Origin of the sequence: uncultured Alsobacter sp. (assembly GCF_945952055.1) — a bacterium.
GTDB lineage: Bacteria > Pseudomonadota > Alphaproteobacteria > Rhizobiales > Beijerinckiaceae > Alsobacter.
In genome coordinates this window covers 111,584-128,472 of record NZ_CAMFHB010000010.1, presented here as the reverse complement: position 1 = coordinate 128,472, position 16,889 = coordinate 111,584, and the positions used below count along the sequence as shown (strand labels likewise).

At 70.3% G+C, this 16,889-nt stretch carries 16 protein-coding genes; 6 read left to right on the top strand and 10 right to left on the bottom strand.

Translation table 11 applies throughout. The features are described 5' to 3' along the window. The first annotated feature begins 12 nt into the window (after positions 1-12). The 4 genes from Q0Q47_RS10310 to Q0Q47_RS10295 all read left to right on the top strand — a co-directional run bounded on the left by Q0Q47_RS10310 (position 13) and on the right by Q0Q47_RS10295 (position 3,823). Complete coding sequence (locus Q0Q47_RS10310) at positions 13-714, top strand: aquaporin (protein WP_293858442.1); 702 nt, start codon at positions 13-15, stop codon at positions 712-714. A gap of 77 nt (positions 715-791) precedes the next feature. Continuing rightward, positions 792-1,214: a nucleoside-diphosphate kinase gene (gene ndk / locus Q0Q47_RS10305; protein WP_293858439.1), complete on the top strand. Its 423-nt coding sequence runs from the start codon at positions 792-794 to the stop codon at positions 1,212-1,214. 106 nt (positions 1,215-1,320) lie between these two features. Next, on the top strand, positions 1,321-3,408 hold the full coding sequence (locus Q0Q47_RS10300; protein WP_293858436.1) for a molybdopterin oxidoreductase family protein: 2,088 nt from the start codon (positions 1,321-1,323) through the stop codon (positions 3,406-3,408). Positions 3,409-3,469: 61 nt separating this feature from the next. After that, positions 3,470-3,823, top strand: a complete 354-nt coding sequence (locus Q0Q47_RS10295) for a hypothetical protein (RefSeq protein ID WP_293858433.1) — start codon at positions 3,470-3,472, stop codon at positions 3,821-3,823. 285 nt (positions 3,824-4,108) lie between these two features. On the opposite strand, the gene Q0Q47_RS10290 is transcribed toward Q0Q47_RS10295, so the two are convergent. Further along, positions 4,109-4,666 (bottom strand): hypothetical protein, encoded by a 558-nt coding sequence (locus tag Q0Q47_RS10290; RefSeq protein WP_293858430.1) that lies wholly within the window; start codon positions 4,664-4,666, stop codon positions 4,109-4,111. Positions 4,667-4,731: 65 nt separating this feature from the next. Here Q0Q47_RS10290 and xth point away from each other — a divergent pair, with 65 nt between their 5' ends. Next, positions 4,732-5,514 (top strand): exodeoxyribonuclease III, encoded by a 783-nt coding sequence (xth, locus tag Q0Q47_RS10285; RefSeq protein WP_293858427.1) that lies wholly within the window; start codon positions 4,732-4,734, stop codon positions 5,512-5,514. A gap of 39 nt (positions 5,515-5,553) precedes the next feature. On the opposite strand, the gene Q0Q47_RS10280 is transcribed toward xth, so the two are convergent. After that, positions 5,554-6,387, bottom strand: coding sequence for a tetratricopeptide repeat protein (locus tag Q0Q47_RS10280; RefSeq protein WP_293858424.1), 834 nt, complete (start codon positions 6,385-6,387; stop codon positions 5,554-5,556). Between the two features lie 589 nt (positions 6,388-6,976). Here Q0Q47_RS10280 and recG point away from each other — a divergent pair. Continuing rightward, on the top strand, positions 6,977-9,076 hold the full coding sequence (gene recG / locus Q0Q47_RS10275; RefSeq protein WP_293858421.1) for an ATP-dependent DNA helicase RecG: 2,100 nt from the start codon (positions 6,977-6,979) through the stop codon (positions 9,074-9,076). A 133-nt stretch (positions 9,077-9,209) separates the two neighbouring features. Here recG and Q0Q47_RS10270 read toward each other — a convergent pair whose 3' ends face one another. The 8 genes from Q0Q47_RS10270 to Q0Q47_RS10235 form a co-directional block, all read right to left on the bottom strand. Further along, the gene (locus Q0Q47_RS10270) at positions 9,210-9,896 is read right to left on the bottom strand and encodes a DUF502 domain-containing protein (protein WP_293858542.1); all 687 of its coding nucleotides are present in this window, start codon (positions 9,894-9,896) and stop codon (positions 9,210-9,212) included. A gap of 239 nt (positions 9,897-10,135) precedes the next feature. Beyond that, positions 10,136-10,657 carry a hypothetical protein gene (locus Q0Q47_RS10265; RefSeq protein WP_293858418.1) on the bottom strand — a complete coding sequence of 174 codons (522 nt, stop codon included), beginning with the start codon at positions 10,655-10,657 and terminating at the stop codon, positions 10,136-10,138. Between the two features lie 21 nt (positions 10,658-10,678). After that, entirely contained in the window at positions 10,679-11,620 is a 942-nt protein-coding gene (locus tag Q0Q47_RS10260) for a nucleoside hydrolase (protein ID WP_293858415.1), read from the bottom strand. 4 nt (positions 11,621-11,624) lie between these two features. Beyond that, positions 11,625-12,389: an ATP-binding cassette domain-containing protein gene (locus Q0Q47_RS10255; RefSeq protein WP_293858412.1), complete on the bottom strand. Its 765-nt coding sequence runs from the start codon at positions 12,387-12,389 to the stop codon at positions 11,625-11,627. A 75-nt stretch (positions 12,390-12,464) separates the two neighbouring features. After that, positions 12,465-13,406, bottom strand: a complete 942-nt coding sequence (locus Q0Q47_RS10250; RefSeq protein ID WP_293858409.1) for a substrate-binding domain-containing protein — start codon at positions 13,404-13,406, stop codon at positions 12,465-12,467. Positions 13,407-13,443: 37 nt separating this feature from the next. After that, complete coding sequence (locus tag Q0Q47_RS10245; protein ID WP_293858406.1) at positions 13,444-14,385, bottom strand: ABC transporter permease; 942 nt, start codon at positions 14,383-14,385, stop codon at positions 13,444-13,446. Beyond that, positions 14,385-15,164 carry an SDR family NAD(P)-dependent oxidoreductase gene (locus Q0Q47_RS10240; protein ID WP_293858403.1) on the bottom strand — a complete coding sequence of 260 codons (780 nt, stop codon included), beginning with the start codon at positions 15,162-15,164 and terminating at the stop codon, positions 14,385-14,387. Before Q0Q47_RS10240 ends, Q0Q47_RS10245 begins: the two co-directional genes overlap by 1 nt. 34 nt (positions 15,165-15,198) lie before the next feature. Beyond that, the gene (locus Q0Q47_RS10235; protein WP_293858400.1) at positions 15,199-16,743 is read right to left on the bottom strand and encodes an FGGY-family carbohydrate kinase; all 1,545 of its coding nucleotides are present in this window, start codon (positions 16,741-16,743) and stop codon (positions 15,199-15,201) included. Between the last annotated feature and the right edge of the window lie 146 nt (positions 16,744-16,889).

Here is a 16,889-nt window from a genome sequence, read left to right as displayed (position 1 = left end):
GGACAGAGAACCATGAAGAAGTATCTCGCGGAATGCCTGGGCACCGCGGCCCTGGTCATCATCGGGTGCGGCTCGGTGGCCGTGGCGGGGCTGGGCGCCGTGCTCGGCAGCGGCCCGGCGGGCGCCCTGGCCGTGCTTCCGATCGCGGCGGCCTTCGGCCTGACCGTGACGGCGATGGCCTACGGCATCGGGCCGATCTCCGGCTGCCACATCAATCCCGCGGTGACGGCGGCCGTGTGGTCGGCCGGGCGCATGTCGACGAACGACGCGGTGGGCTACGTGATCGCGCAGATCGTGGGCGGCATCATCGGGGCCGGCGTGCTCGTGGCCATCCTCGTCGGCAAGGACGGCGGCTACGACATCGGCACCCTCGGCCTCGGCCAGAACGGCTGGAGCAAGTTCTCCACGAGCGCCGCCTTCCTCACGGAGGTCGTCGCCACGTTCCTGTTCACGGTGGTGATCCTGGGAGCGACGTCGAAGGCGGGCGCGACGCCGGTGGCGGGCCTGGCGATCGGGCTCACGCTGCTGGTCATCCACATCACCTTCATCGCCGTCACCGGCGTCTCGGTGAACCCGGCCCGGTCGATCGGCCCTGCCCTGTTCGTGGGCGGGACGGCGCTCGCCCAGCTCTGGCTCTTCATCGTGGCGCCCATCGTCGGCGGCCTCGCGGCAGGGTGGCTCTTCCGGGCCCGCGTGCTCGAAGCCGACGCCTGAAAACGGCTCCCTCCTTGTTTGGGCGGCGGGGCTTGGCTATAAGCCCCGCCAACAACGGCCCGAAGGAAGGACCACACATGGCGCTCCAGCGCACGTTTTCGATCATCAAGCCCGACGCGACCGCCCGCAACCTGACCGGCAGCGTGAATGCCGTCATCGAGAAGGCCGGCCTGCGCATCGTCGCGCAGAAGCGCATCCACATGACCCGCCAGCAGGCCGAGACCTTCTACGCGGTGCACAAGGAGCGTCCCTTCTTCGGCGAGCTCGTCGACTTCATGATCTCCGCGCCCGTCGTGGTGCAGGTGCTCGAGGGCGAGAACGCCATCGCGAAGTACCGTGAGGTCATGGGCGCCACCAACCCGGCCAACGCCGCCGAGGGCACCATCCGCAAGCTCTTCGCCAAGTCGGTCGGCGAGAACTCGGTGCACGGCTCGGACGCCCCTGAAACGGCGGCGATCGAGATCGCCCAGTTCTTCGCGGGCAACGAGATCGTCGGCTGATCGCCGCGACCACGGTTCAAGCGTCACGGGCGGCCTCGGGCCGCCCGTTTCGTTTGGCGGGCCTCGAGCGCTACACTGCCCCCGTCAGCCAAGCCCTGAGTGCATCATGAACGCGCCAGCCTCCGTCCTCCGCCGCAACTCGGTCTGCCCACACGATTGTCCGTCGGCCTGCGCCCTCGAGGTCGAGGTGATCGACGGGAAGACGATCGGGCGCGTCTACGGGTCGGCCGAGCAGACCTACACGGCCGGCGTGATCTGCGCGAAGGTGGCGCGCTACGCCGAGCGCGCCAACCATCCCGAACGGGTCCTGCACCCGCTGAAGCGCGTGGGACCCAAGGGCTCCGGCGAGTTCGTCCGGGTCTCCTGGGACGAGGCGCTCGACCTCGTGGCCGAGAAGTTCCTGGCCGCCGAGCGCGCCTTCGGGCCTGAATCGATCTGGCCGTACCACTATGCCGGGACGATGGGCCTGGTGCAGCGCGACGGCATCAAGCGGCTCACCAACGTCAAGAAGTACTCGGGTTTCTTCTCGACCATCTGCATCAACACCGCCTGGCCGGGCTACATCGCCGGCACCGGCAAGCTCGCCGGCCCCGATCCGCGCGAGATGGCCAAGGCCGACTGCGTGGTGATCTGGGGCACGAACGCCGTGTCGACGCAGGTCAACGTGATGACCCACGCGATCAAGGCCCGCAAGGACCGGGGCGCGAAGATCGTCGTCATCGACATCTACGACAATCCCACCATGCAGCAGGCCGACATGGCGCTCTGCGTGAAGCCGGGCACGGACGGGGCGCTGGCCTGCGCCGTGATGCACGTCCTCTTCCGCGACGGCCTGGCCGACCGCGACTACCTGGCGCGCTACACCGACTGCCCGGACGACCTCGAGGCGCATCTGCAGACGCGGACGCCCGCGTGGGCGCAGGCGATCACCGGCCTGCCCGCGGCGGAGATCGAGGCCTTCGCCCGCCTCGTCGGCACGACGCCCCGGACCTATTTCCGGCTGGGCTACGGCTTCTCGCGCCAGCGCAACGGGGCCGTCAACATGCACGCCGCCTCCTGCATCGCGGCGGTGACGGGCTCCTGGCAGCACGAAGGCGGCGGCGCGTTCCACAACAACGGCGCGATCTACCATTGGCGCAAGACCCTGATCGAAGGGCTCGACGCCTACGATCCCGACGTGCGCAAGCTCGACCAGTCGAAGATCGGCCGCATCCTCACGGGCGACCCCGAGGCGCTGAAGAACGGCCCGCCGGTTAAGGCTTTGCTCGTCCAGAGCACCAACCCCGCCTCCGTGGCACCGGAACAGGGACTGGTGAAGCAGGGCTTCCTGCGCGACGACCTCTTCGTCTGCGTGCACGAGCAGACCATGACGGAGACCGCGCGGCTCGCCGACGTGGTCCTTCCGGCGACCATGTTCACCGAGCACGACGACATCTATCAGGGCGGCGGGCACCAATATATCGGGCTGGGTCCGAAGCTCGTCGATCCGCCCGGCGAGTGCCGGTCCAACCACGAGGTGATCTGCGCGATCGCCGAGCGGGTGGGCGCGCGGCACAGGGGCTTCGCCATGAGCCCCCGCGAGATCATCGACTGGACGCTGCAGAACTCCGGCTGGGGCACGCTGGCCGAACTCGACGAGGCGAAATTCCTCGACTGCCAGCCGTCGTTCCGCCAGTCGCACTACCTGGACGGCTTCGCCTGGCCGGACGGCAAGTTCCGCTTCAGGCCCGAGTGGCCCAAGGTGCCCTTCGCCAATGACGGCCTCATGGGGCCGGCGGACCAGATGCCGACGCTGCCCGACCACTGGGCGGTGATCGAGGATGCGACGGCCGACTATCCCTTCCGCCTCGCCACGAGCCCGGCGCGCAACTTCCTGAACTCGACCTTCACCGAAACCCCCTCCTCGCTGGGCCGCGAGGCGAGGCCCAGCGTCATGGTGCACCCCGCGGACGCCGCGGAGCTCGGCATCGCCGACGGAGACCTGGTGATGTTGGAGAACGAGAGGGGCAGCGTTCGCCTGCACGCGCGCCACTTCGCCGGCGTGCGCCGCGGCGTCCTCATCGCGGAATCGATCTGGCCCGACCGCTTCTACCCCGACGGCAAGGGCATCAACCACCTGACGGGGGCGGATTCCCCGGCTCCCTTCGGCGGCGCCGCGTTCCACGACAACCGGGCTCGCCTGCGCAAGCCTTGACGCCGCGCGGCGGGAGACGAAATCCTCCGGGCAGGGAATCATCCCGGAGGACTTTTCAAAGATGCGCGCCCTTTTCACCGCCGGCCTTCTGCTGGCGCTCGCCGCGACGCCGGTTCTCGCCGGAGCGTCGTCGAGCAATTTCCCGCCCCAGCCCGATCCCGACACCAAGGCCATGAAGCGGGCCGACGCCAAGCTCTACGTGGCCCAGGGCTGCGAACGGCAATGGGCCAAGTCGAGCGGCCTGGAGGCGAGCGCCCTCAACAGTGCCTGCTCCTGCTACGCCGGCCGCACGGTCGATCGGATGACCAAGGCCGAGTTCGCCTTCTTCCAGGAGAAGAGCTACTTCGACGACACGACCCGCGAGAAGGCGCTGAAGGCCGTCGACGCCTGCAAGCTCCCGCGCCCGTCGATCTGAGCGCCGACGCGGAGCCAGCCGTCTCGCTCGACCGGAGAGCTTGTCGAGCTTTCTCCAGCGCAGCCTTGCACCGGCCCCTTCCAGTCCGCGCCCCCTCCGCCGTCCTGCCCGGGCCCGGCCCGGGCATCCACGACTTTGCCGGGGCCATTGTGAAGTCGTGGATGGCCGGGCCAGGCCCGGCCAGGACGCGGTGAGGGAGGTGCAAGCTGGACCGCCGACTGAGTCACACGCTCTGAGCGGGGCTGCCCACGATCCGGAGACAGGCTGGGTCGAGACGCGCTGACATCACCCCGGCCGGACCCACGGCACCATCGTGACGCCGGCGGTCGCATCCACTGCGACGGGGTCTCCCGGCACCAGCGCCGCCGCGGCGAGCAGATCCTCGGCGGTGCGTCCCGGCCCTATTCCCGAGAACAGCGTCCTGCCGCGAGGGACGCGCACGCTGCGCGCCCGCGTGAGATGGAATTCGGCGTAGCCGAGGGTGAGAAAGAGGTCGAACACCCCCTGCCCGCCCGGCACGGCCACGCGTCCGCCGTCCGGGAGCACCCGGGCGATCGCCTGCGGCCAGGGCATGGCGGCGGGATTCCACCACCAACCGTCGGGCCGGCGCTCGAGCCCGGGGCTGGACGAGGACACCACGATCCTCAGGCGGTTGCGGGCGTTGCCGTGGGCCACGTGACCCAGCCGCCCCAGCACGGTGACGGCGCAGGCGTCGAGCTCGGCCTGGAATCGCTGCCAGTCGGCGTCGTTGCGCAGCGAGGCCGGGGTCGAGCCCGTCTCGTCGGCGATGCAGTCGTCGTCGGAGACGATGGCGAGGCCGACGACCGGCCAGGTGGGGGACATCGTCACAAGCTCCCTTGTCGCGAAGCGGCGGCCATGGTGTAGGGTCGGGCCGTCTGGAGGCCCGTATGCGCATCGCCACGTGGAACGTCAATTCGGTCAAGCAGAGGCTCGAGCACCTGCTCACCTGGCTCAAGGAGGCCGAACCGGACGTCGTCTGCCTGCAGGAGCTGAAATGCGTCGACGAGGCGTTCCCCGCCTCCGAGATCGAATCGGCGGGCTACAACGTGGCCGTCCACGGCCAGAAGGCGTTCAACGGCGTCGCGATCCTGTCGAGGCGGCCCTTCGACGAGGTGCGGCGCGGCCTGCCGGGCGACGAGGCGGACGTCCAGGCGCGCTATCTGGAGGCGGTGTTCAGCGTCGGGTCCCGGGCCCTGCGCGTAGCCTCGATCTACCTGCCCAACGGCAACCCGCCCGACACCGAGAAATACGACTACAAGCTCGCCTGGATGGATCGCCTCATCGCGCATGCGGGCGGCCTGCTGGCCTTCGAGGAGCCGCTGGTGCTCGCCGGCGACTACAACGTGATTCCGACGGCGCGGGACGTGCACGACCCGGCGCTGTGGGCGGGCGACGCGCTCTTCCTGCCACGGACCCGGGCCAAGTTCCAGGAGTTCGCGGCCCTGGGGCTCACGGACGCCTTCCGCGCCTGCGACGGTCGCGAAGGCCAGTACAGCTTCTGGGACTACCAGGCCGGCGCCTGGCAGAAGAACAACGGGATCCGGATCGATCACCTGATGCTGTCTCCGGAAGCCGCCGACGTCCTGCGCGCGGCCCGTATCGACAAGCATGTGCGCAGCTGGGAAAAGCCGTCCGACCATGTGCCCGTGGTCATCGACCTCGCCCTGTAGGCGACGTCGGCCAGCGGCCGCGGGTCAGCAACTGGAAAGTCAGCGGCGCTTGGCCGAACCCTTGTCGATGTAGACCAGTGCCGCCTCGCGGTCGGTCTTGTCGGCCTCGGCCTCGGCTCGGTCGTGCAACTCGATGATCCAGGCGTCGCGCTTGGGGTTGGCGGCCGCGGCATCGCGCGCCAGGGTCAGCCACATCAGGCCACGCGCGCGCTGTTTCGGCACGCCCTCGCCGTTGAAAAGCAAGTGCCCGAGCAGCGCCTGCGACGGCGGATGGCCCTTCTCCGCGGCGAGGTTCAGCCAGCGCACCGCCTGGCGGGCGTCCTTCTGGCCGCCGACCCCGTCGATGAGGACGCGGGCGAGATTGTACTGGGCGTCCGAGTCGCCGAAATAGGCGGCCGCGTACTGGAACATGTCCCGCGCACGCTCGCCGTTCTGCTTCACATAGGTGCCGGGGATGCCGTCGAGGTAGTAGGACCCCAGCGACACGAAGGCACTGGCCACGAAACGGGCGTTGGGCGAATCCGTCGGCTCGTCAGCGTGTTCGTCGCAGATGCGCGAGAAATGCTCGAAGGCGCGCAGGTCGTCCTGGGGCACCCCGTCGCCGTCGGCATACATGCGGCCGAGCTTCCAGCGCGCCAGCGCGTGGCCCTGCTGCGCCGCATATTCGAGCGCGCGGGCGGCGTTCGCCTTGTCGCCGGCATTGTAGTCCTGGATGCCGGTGCGGAAGGCGTCCTTGGTCGACTTGAAGGCCTCGACCGGGAGGGGCGCGGCATTGGCCTGCGGCTTGGGGTCGAGGGCATGGGCGGCCGTGGCGCACACTCCGGTCAGGACTGCCGCGACCACCATCCGCACGAAAGGAGAGAAGAACCACATGACCGTGTTGCGCCCTGAATCGCGGGCGACGGTCCAAGCCGGAGGCACATCACCCAAGCTGCGGTCATACGAGCCGATTGCGCCGCTCTCGCAGTCCGTCTGGTGCGATTTCGGGGCCATCCTGGGGCGTCCGCCGACAGGCCCGGCCATAATCGCTCCGTCGCACGCCGACGCAGACGCGGGCGACACGCGGCAAGCGTGCGCAGTCGGGAGAGCGGACGGGAAATCGACCGTGTGGATCATGGCACCGACGTCAGAAAGACGATCCGATTGCGCTTCGATGTGGCATGTCTTCGCGCTTCAGATCAAACCGGCAGAGGATCCGAGGTCCGTCCGTCGGCAATCAGGGTTAACACCCTCTGATTGCGCAAAACCAAGCGGTATCAGCACCTTGCAGGCACACGGACGCTGCGCGTGGTTTGTGGCGGGATTCCGGCATTGTGGCGGGCGGGCCCGCCCCTGTTGCGTTTCAGATCCGATGTTGCACGCCAGCCACAGGCGTGGCCGTAGCGCCCGTGAGCGGGCCGGGTGCCCGGCGGCGCCGGCCGGGGTAACCTGACCGACCGGCATCGACGGCTCGAATCGCACCATGCGTCCCGACATCCTCAATCCGCTCTTCGCGGAAGCGCGCTCCCTGCCGGGCATCGGTCCCCGGCTCGCGCCCCTGTTCGACCGCCTGCTGGGCGAGAACGGCAAGCCGGCGCGGGTGCTCGACGTCCTGTTCCACATCCCCGCCTCCGTCATCGACCGCAGCCGCAAGCCCACCATCGCCGAGGCCGAGCCCGGCGCCATCGTGACCCTCGAGGTGACGGTCGACGCCCACCGGCCGTCGCCGCCGCAGGGGCGCACGCCCTACCGCGTTCTGGTCTCCGACCCCAGCGGCGACCTGGCGCTCGTGTTCTTCAAGGGCGTGCAGGCCCGGCTCGAAAAGCTGCTGCCCGTGGGCGAGACCCGCTGGATCTCGGGCTCGATCGAGCTGTGGGAGGGCCGCCGGCAGATGGTCCACCCCGACCGCATCGTCGATCGCGAAGGCCTGGCGCGGCTGCCCGCCTTCGAGCCGGTCTACGGGCTCACCGAAGGGCTCTACCCGTCCGTCATGGCGCGCGCCGCGCAGGCCTCGGTCGACAGGCTGCCCGCCCTGCCCGAATGGCTGGACCGCTCCACGCCGGCGGGACGGGGCTGGCCGGACTTCGCCGACGCGATCGCCGCCCTCCACCGCCCCGCCTCGGCGCAGGCGCTCGATCCCACGACGCCCGCCCGCATCCGCCTCGCTTATGACGAGGTGCTGGCGAGCCAGCTCGCCCTGCTGCTGGTGCGCCAGTCGATGAAGAAGGCCGCGGGCCGCGCCACCGTGGGCGATGGCCGCTTCTCCCGCGCCATCCTGGCCGCCCTGCCCTATTCGCTGACCAACGCGCAGGACACGGCGGTGTCCGAGATCCGCACGGACCTCGCCACGCCCGAGCGCATGTTGCGCCTGCTGCAAGGGGACGTGGGCTCCGGCAAGACGGTGGTCGCCCTGCTCGCCATGGCGACGGTCGCCGAGGCCGGGCGCCAGGCGGCGCTGATGGCCCCGACGGAAATCCTCGCCCGCCAGCACCACGACCGGCTGAAGCCGCTGGCGGAAGCCGCCGGCCTTCGCGTCGCCCTACTCACCGGGCGCGAGAAGGGCCAGGCGCGGGAGAAAGTGCTGGCGGCGCTGGCCGGGGGCGACGTGGACATCGTATTCGGCACCCATGCGCTCTTCCAGGAGCACGTGGCCTTCGCCGACCTCGCCCTCGCCGTGGTGGACGAGCAGCACCGCTTCGGCGTGCACCAGCGTCTCGCGCTGTCGCAGAAGGGCGAGGCGGTCGACGTCCTGGTCATGACGGCCACGCCCATCCCGCGCACGCTGGTGCTCTCCTATTTCGGCGACATGGACGTCTCGACCCTGCGCGAGAAGCCGGCCGGACGTCAGCCCGTGGACACGCGCGCGGTGTCGCTCGACCGCATCGACGAGGTCGTCTCCGCCGTGGGGCGGGCCATCGCCGGGGGCGCCCGGGTCTACTGGGTCTGCCCTCTCGTCGATGAATCCGAGGCACTGGACGTCGCCGCCGCCGCCGAGCGCCATGCCACGCTGGTGCAGGTCTTCGGGGACCGGGTCGGCCTCGTGCACGGCAAGATGCCTGGGCGGGACAAGGACGCCGCCATGGGCGCCTTCGCCCGCGGCGAGACCGACATCCTGGTCGCCACGACGGTGATCGAGGTCGGCGTCGACGTGCCCCAGGCGACCGTGATGGTCATCGAGCACGCCGAACGCTTCGGCCTCGCCCAGTTGCACCAGCTGCGCGGGCGGGTCGGGCGTGGCAGCGGCAAGTCGACCTGCCTGCTGCTGTTCAAGGCCGGGCTCGGCGAGGTCGCGCGCGCCCGCATCGACACCATGCGGCGTACGGAAGACGGCTTCGAGATCGCCGAGGAGGACCTGCGCCTGCGCGGCGAAGGCGACGTGCTGGGGACCCGCCAGTCGGGCATGCCCGGCTTCCGCCTGGCCGTGGCCGAGCAGCAGGGCGCCCTGCTCGCTCTGGCCCGCGACGACGCCAAATTGATGCTCACCCGCGACCCGGACCTCGCGTCCGAACGCGGGCAGGCCCTGCGCGTGCTGCTCTACCTGTTCGAGCGCGACGAGGCGATCCGGCTGCTGCAGGCGGGGTGAGAGGGCCCAAACCGAACAGAACACGTCCTGCCCGGGCTTGGCCCGGGCACCCACGACGTCGGCGCGGCCCCGGCAAAGTCGTGGATGGCCGGGCCAAGCCCGGCCGTGACGGCGGTGGGACCGAAAATGGTGCTCACGCCACCTTGCGCGCTTCCGCCGCCAGCGCCGCCAGGCGCTTCTGGCCCTCGGGCTGGATCAGGCCGGCCGACATGATGAGCTTGGCGCCCTCGTCCACGGTGATGGTGAGCTCGATCACCTCGCGCCGCGGCAGGTAGAAGAAGAAGCCCGTCGTGGGGTTGGGCGTGCACGGCAGGAACACCGCCACGTGCTCGTCCGGGCCGGGCAGCTTCTCGGCCACGTCCCCCTGGGGCGGCGTGGAAATGAACACGATCGACCACATGTCCTTGGCGGGAAACTGGACCAGGCCGACGGTGCGGAACGAGGTCCCGGACTGCGAGAACACGGTCTCGAAGATCTGCTTCACGCTCTTGTACAGGCCGCGGATGACCGGCGTGCGTCCCAGCAGGCTCTCCCCGAAGGCCACCATCGAGCGCCCGACGAGGTTGGCGGTCAGGAACCCCAGCGTGGTCAGGCCGACCAGCGCGACGATGAGCCCGAACCCGGGGATCGAGGTCTGCAGGTAGGTCTCGGGCAGGTAGCGCGCCGGAATGAGCGGCTTCACCCAGCCATCGACGAAGTTGATGAACCACCAGGTCACCGACGCCGTGATGGCCAGCGGCCCGGCAACGACGACGCCGGTCAGGAAATAGGCGCGCAGCCGCGCACCGGCCGTACGGATGGGCTTGTCGGGAGGCGGCATGAAGGGCGGCGTCCCGAGCGGCGCGCCCTCCGTCTCCGACTGCTTGGTCATCCTCACGCCTCCAACGCCGCACCCACCTCACGTACGGACGATGCAAGGCTCATGCAAGGGCCGTGGTTGGCGCGCTCGGGAGACGAGGCCGCACGTCGAAGGCGATTTCACGGCCGTTCAGGGCGCTTTGGCTCCCTTCAGGCGAGGGAACCGGCCAAAAGCCGGGGTCGGGACCCGGCGCTCCAGGGTCACCGGCAAAAATCGGCGCAGCCGGCGTCCCAGAAGGGGCGCCCGGGCTCGGGCGCGGGCATCATCGGGCGGTCCTTGCGGCCGGGAAGGTCGGCGGGCGTCGGCGCGACGAGCTCCCACCAGCCATGGGCACACTGCGAGCGATAGGCCATCTGGTCGGCGATGGAGGTGCCTTCGCGGCCGAGCGCCTCGTCCAGCCCGGCAATCGCGCTCCGCAAAGCGGCGTCGGCGGACTGCGCCGGCGTGGCCGCGTAGTCGAGGAAGGCCTGCGTGAGCCGCTCCATGTCGCGCGCCACGTGAGGCCACGCGGCGCGGTCGAGGTGCCAGGCCGCCATCCATTCGCGCACCACCGACTCCACGGCCTCGCCCCGCGGCTTGTCCATGACCTTGCGGGCGGTGGTGAGCATGTGGCGCATCAGTTCGGCCCGCGCATGCAGCGTGCGGGCGCGCAGCGCCGCCTCGCGCATCGCCGCGATGGCGGCCTCCGCCTCCTCGCGCAGCTCGTCGACGACATGGGCCATGGGCAATCTCGCTGTGGACGGTCAGGGCAGCGCGGCGAGCCGCGCGAAGATACGATCGAAGAGCGTGGGGGCATCGACGGTGTCGACCACGTGGACGTTGGCCGGCAGCCGCAGGCGCCCGTGCCAGTCGATCGTGGTGCGCCCGCGCAGCGGACCCTCGCTCGTCTCCACCTGCACGTGGCAATCCCGCCCGCCGAACAGGTCCGGCCAGAGCAGCCAGGCGATGACGCAAGGGTCGTGCATGGGATGGCCGACGGAGCCCAGCCCCCCGGGGCGCGGGCGGGTCAGCATGCCGTTGATCGTGCGCGCGGTGGCCGTGCCCGTGGCCGCGAACGCCGCGATGGCCTCGTGCGTGGCGATCGCCTGCAGGGTCATGTGCAGGCCCATCATCACCATCGGCCGGCCGCAGCCCAGGACGATCGCCGCGGCGTGGGGATCGGCGAAGACGTTGAACTCCGCCGCCGGCGTGATGTTGCCGAGGTTCATCGCGCCGCCCATGAACACGATGGACGCGATCTTGGGCAGGATGTCGGGCGCCAGGCGGATGGCGAGCGCGATATTGGTGAGCGGCCCCAGCGCGCAGACCGTCACGCCCCCGTCGGGCGCGGCGCGCAGGATCGAGACGATCGCCTCCACCGCGTTTCCGGGCGTCGGCTCGCGCGAGGGCGCCGCGAAGTCGCCGCCGGCCAGCCCGTCCGGCCCGCACACGAACTCGGCGGTGTGCAGCGGCACCAGCAACGGCGTCTCGGCACCACGATGCACCGGCACGGTGGTGTCGCCGGCGAGATCGCAGATGCGCACCACGTTGGCCGTGGTCTGCGCGACCGGCACGTTGCCGGCCACCGCCGTGATGGCCTCGACGCGCAAGGCCTCGCGGACGCTGAGCGCGAGCAGGATCGCCACCGCGTCGTCCTGGCCGGGATCGGTGTCGATGATGATGGAGCGCGGGTTCGGGACGGACATGGGGTCACGCGGCCCGGGCATTGCCGCTCATGATCATGTGGGTGAGGTCGTCGGGCGTGAGGCCCTCGACCGGCCGGTCGACGAACTTGCGCCCGGCCCCCATGATCACCACGCGGTCGGCGAGCGCCACCACGTCGCGCATGTTGTGGCTGATGAGGATGATGGTGCGGCCATCGGCCTTGAGCCGACGAACGAGATCGAGCACGAGCGCCGTCTCCTTCACGCCGAGCGCCGCGGTGGGCTCGTCCATGATGATGATCTCGGCATTCCAGCGCAGCGCCCGGGAGATGGCGACGGCCTGCCGCTGCCCGCCGGAGAGGCGCTCGACCGGCCGCGCCATGTCGGTGATCGCCACGGAGAGCTGGGAGAGGAAGCGCTGCGCCTCGGACGCCATGCGCTTCTTGTCGAGCACCCGCAGGAACGGCAGCACGACCGACCGCGTGAGCTCCGAGCCCATGAACACGTTCTGGGCGATCGACAGGCGCGGCGCCAGGGCGAGGTCCTGGTAGATCGTGGCCACCCCCTTCTCCAGCGCGTCGTGCGGCGAGGCGAAGCGGACCCGCTCGCCCTTCAGGCTCATTTCGCCCGACGTCGGCTCCTCGGCGCCCGAGATCACCTTGATCAGGCTGGACTTGCCCGCGCCGTTGTCGCCGCAGATGGCGACGACCTCGCCCCGATGGATGTCGAGATCGACCTCCCGCACGGCGACGACCGGGCCATAACTCTTGCCGATGCCGCGAAGCGAGAGAAGCGGGGCACTGCCGGTCATCGATGCGCGATCCGTGGTTCTGGGAAGGCAGAAGGGACACGGGGGCCGCGGGGCCCCCGCTTCGGCGTCTTGGACCTACTTCAGGAAGTCCTTGACGTTGGTGCGGTCCACCAGGATCGCCTTGGCGAACAGGTAGGGCCCGCTCGTCACGGTGTCCTTGGACTTTTTCTCGACGACGATCGTCTGCACGGCGTCGACCGCCTGCTTGCCCATGGCCTCGAACGGGATCGCGACCGTGGCGAGGAAGGTCGAGTTCGGGTCGGCGATGCGCTCGTAGCTTTCCTTGCCGCCATCGACCGAGATCAGCGGGATCTGGCCCTTCTTGACGCCCTGGGCCTGCAGCAGGTCGTCGATGATGTAGGCCTGACCGTCGAAGGACGCCCAGATGCCGTTGATCTTGCCCTGGTTCTGCAGGAGCAGCGCCTGCATGCCGGCGCGCACGTCATCGCGCCAGCTCTGGGTGCGGGCCATGGAGAACTTCCCCAGCTCCTTCACCGCCTGGTTCTCGGACAGCACGACGTCGAGGATCTTGCCGCGAATGCGCGAGGCGGCGTTGAGGTCGAAGCGGGCGGTGACGATGTTGCCCTGGTAGCCGAGCTGGCCGAGCAGGTAGAGCGCGGCGTCCGCCCCGACCGTGTACTCGTTGGTCTGGATGTCGAAGAGCGCATGCTGGCTGGCGCCGGACTGCACGGTGATGACCGGGATGCCCTTGTCCTTGGCGGCCTTGAACTGGGCGTCGGCTTCCACGGGCTTGCCCATGGCGATGATGATGGCGTCCACCTTCTTGGTGATCAGCGCCTCGAACTGCTCGGCATGCTTGGGCAGCGAGCCTTCCGAGTTCAGCAGCGTCACGCCCCAGCCCTTGGCCTTGGCCGCCTCGGCGGCGGCGTTGGCGACGCGGGCATGCGTCTCCGACGAGAACTGGAAGCCGATGATGCCGAGCTCGAACGCCTGCGACGTCGAGATCGACGCGCCGAGGGCGAACGCCGCCGCCGCGACAGTCTTGAACAGTGTCATGCCAATTCCCCTTCCCCGATGATGATGTGTCGTTCGATCACACCTTGAACGCCGCCTTCTTCATCGCGCTGGCCGAAAAGGCGACCGAGCCGATGATGATGACGCCAAGAACGATATCCTGCACGTAATAGGGCGCGCCGAGTAGCACGAGCCCGTTGCCGAGCACCTTGAGCACGAAGGCGGCGTAGACCGTGCCCCACACGTTGGGCTTGCCCGGCTCGAACATGGTCATGCCGAGCAGCACCGCGGCGATGGCGTAGAGCAGGTAGTCGCCGGCCATGTTGGGGGCCGCGGACGAGAGATTGGCGGCCAGCAGCACCGCCATGATGCCGGCGCACACGCCCGCCAGCAGCAGGCCGATGCGCTTCATGCGACCGGTGGCGATGCCGGCCAGGCGCGCCGCCTCGTCGGCCTCGCCGGTCGCCACCATGTGCGCGCCCGTACGCGTCCACTTGACGAGGACATAGGCAAACAGCGTGACCCCGGCCATCCACAACACGAGGTTGGGCAGGCCCAGCGTGTTGCCCCGGGCAAGCCCGGTGAAGCCGGTGGGCCAGCGGCCGACGAACGCGACGCCCTGCGTGATCATGAAGGCGCAGCCCTTGGCGATGGCCGCCGTGCCCAGCGTCATGATCAGCGAGGGAATGCGCAGGCGCGTCACCCCGAAGCCGTTGGCCGCGCCGAAGACGGTGGCGACGCCAAGCGCCGCGGCGACGGCGACCGCCGGCGGATACTGGATCTGCACGAGCCAGCCGCAGACGACGGCCGACAGGCTGGCGACCTCCGCCACCGAGAGGTCGAGCTCGGCCACCGTGAAGGCCAGCGTGAAGCCGAGCGCCAGGATCGCCAGGAAGCTCGTGTCCTTCAGCACGTTCACGATGTTCAGCGGCGTCGCGAAATTGGGGGCGAAGGCGACGAAGAAGGCGACGAGCAGGAAGCCCGCGAGCGCCGTTCCGTAGCGGCCGATCAGCTCGCGCATCAGGCCCCCCTGGCGATGGCGGAGAGCGGCGACAGGATCTCGATGCCGCCGGTGATGGGGATCAGAGCGCCCGTGACGAAGGCCGCCTGCGACGACAGCAGGAAGGCGATGACGCCCGCCACGTCCTCCGGCCGACCGAGCCGCCCCAGCGGCGTGCGCTGCCCGGCGTTCGCGACGAGCCCGTTGAAGCTGTCGCGGAAGCCCTGGCGCACCATGGGCGTGTCGATGATGCCGGGCGCCACCGCGTTCACGCGGATGCCATGCGGCCCGAGCTGCTGGGCCATGCCGGAGGTCAGCGTGACGACGCCGCCCTTGGCCGCGCCATAGGCGAGGTTCGCGCCGCCATTGGCGTGTGCGATGGACGAGATGTGGACCACGGCACCCCCCTGCCCCTGTGCGATCAGCCGGCGCGCCACGGCCTTGGAGAAACGGAACACGGCGGAGAGGTTGATGTCGACGAGCGTCGCCCACTCGTCCTCGTCCATCTCCACCATCGGGCAGGGCCGGGAGGCTCCCGCGCCGGTGACGAGGTTGTCGAGACGCCCGAAGCGCTCCACCGCCAGCGCGACGCAGCGCGCCGGCAAGGCATCGTCCCGGACGTCGCCGGCCAGCGTCACGACGGGGACGCCGCCAGCCTCGAGGTCGGCGGCCAGCAGGTCGAGGCCCTCCTGGTCGAGCGCCGTGAGGACCAGCCGGTGGCCGGCCCGGCCCAGCATGTGGCACAGCGCTGACCCGATGCCTCCGGACGCGCCGGTGACCAGCGTGACGGGCGCATCCATGGTCAGGCACCCTCGATGGCGCGGGACAGGGTCGTCATGACGGTCGATCCTTGGCGGGTGTGACGGGGTGTCCGGTGAGCGGGCCCGTGTCGCGCGACAGGGCGACGAGGCCGGCCGAGATGGGAGAAAGAGCATCCTCGGCTTGGCGGAACAAGGCAAACAGCCGGTCGTAGGCCACGCTCCGCTCGGGCGATGGCGAATGGCGCGCGGCCACGCGCACGAGCCGTTCCTGGGCCTCGCCCAGGGAGGAAAAGTGCCCCAGCGCGCTGAGCGCGATGGCGGCGGCACCCAGGATGCCGGGCTCGCCGGACGCCCCGACCACCACCGGCCGGCCGCAGACGTCGGCCTTGACCTGCCGCCACGCCGGGTTCGACGCCGCGCCGCCGCCGAAACGGATCTCGCGGACCGGGGCTCCGGCGGCGGCCTCGGCGCGCTCCAGCACGATCCGGTTCAGGAAGGCGATGCCCTCCATCATCGCCCAAAGCAGGTCCTGCGCGCCGTGCTGCCGGTTCAGCCCGACAAAGGCCCCCCGCAGCGACGGGTTCCAGTAGGGCACGCGCTCGCCCTGCAGATACGGCAGGAACAGGACGGGCTGGGGGTGGCGCGGCGGGCCGAGCAGGTCCGCCACGACCGGACCGACGTCGCCCGTCTCCCCGCCCGGCCGCAGCAGGCCGGCAAGCCAGGCGATCGTGTCCGCACCGTTCTGGCTGGGGCCGCCGATCTGGTGCAGGCCGCGCCAGTCCACCGTGAGCAGGCCCTCGGCGCGGTGGGGCTCCTCGCCGACGACGCCGAGCACCTCCGTCGTGCCGGAGAGGTTGTAGCAGAAGCCCGGCCGCATGGCGCCGAGCCCGACGACGCCGACCCAGGTGTCGTTGGAGGAGCAGGCGACGGGCACGCCCGCGAGGCCGGAGAGCGGCCCGGGAAGCCCAGGTTGCACCGGGCCGACGACCTGCCAGGGCTCCCGCAGCGGGGGGATCACGTCCGCCGGCAGACCGAGGGCGGTCAGGAGATCGGGCTCGCCGGACGGACCGGGCCGCGCGGCGGCCAGCAGCCTGGCGACCGACACGGGGTCGGCCGCGCGCACGCCGGTCAGTCGGAAATTGAGGTAGTCCTTCGGCTCCAGCACGCAGGCGAGGTCGCCGAAGACGGCCATCTCCTCCTGCTTCAGCCAGGCGAGCCGGGCCACGGGGTGGAAGGCATTGACCTGCGCGGTTTCCGGATGGGTTGGCGGCAGCGCCGCACCCAGGCTGGCGAGCAGGTCCTCGGCCCGGACGTCCTTCCAGGTCATCGCGTTGCGCAGCGGCCGGCCGTCACGGCCGAGGAAGACCTGCGTGCGCGTGACCCCGCAGATGGCGATGGCGCTCACCCGGCCGAAGGCTCCGGGGTCCTCCGCCGCGAGCCGGGACGCCGCCTCGACCAGCAGGGTCCACCAGTGCCCGGCGTCGACCTCCGACCAGCCGAGCCGGTCGATCAGCGTCGGCCCGAGGATGCGGGCCTCGGCGAGCGTCGCGCCGGTCTCGTCGACGAGGGCGGCGCGAAAGCTCGTGCCCCCCAGGTCGCAGGCGAGGACGACGGTCACGCCGGCCTTCCCGGCAATGGGCGCTGGATGCCGAGGCTACGGGCGCACGGCGTGGAGGGCCGAGCCGAGCCCGGCCAGGACGCGGAGAGGCAAGACGCGGAAAAGGACGTGCAAGCGGGAGTGGCCAAACGATTCACAAGCTCTGG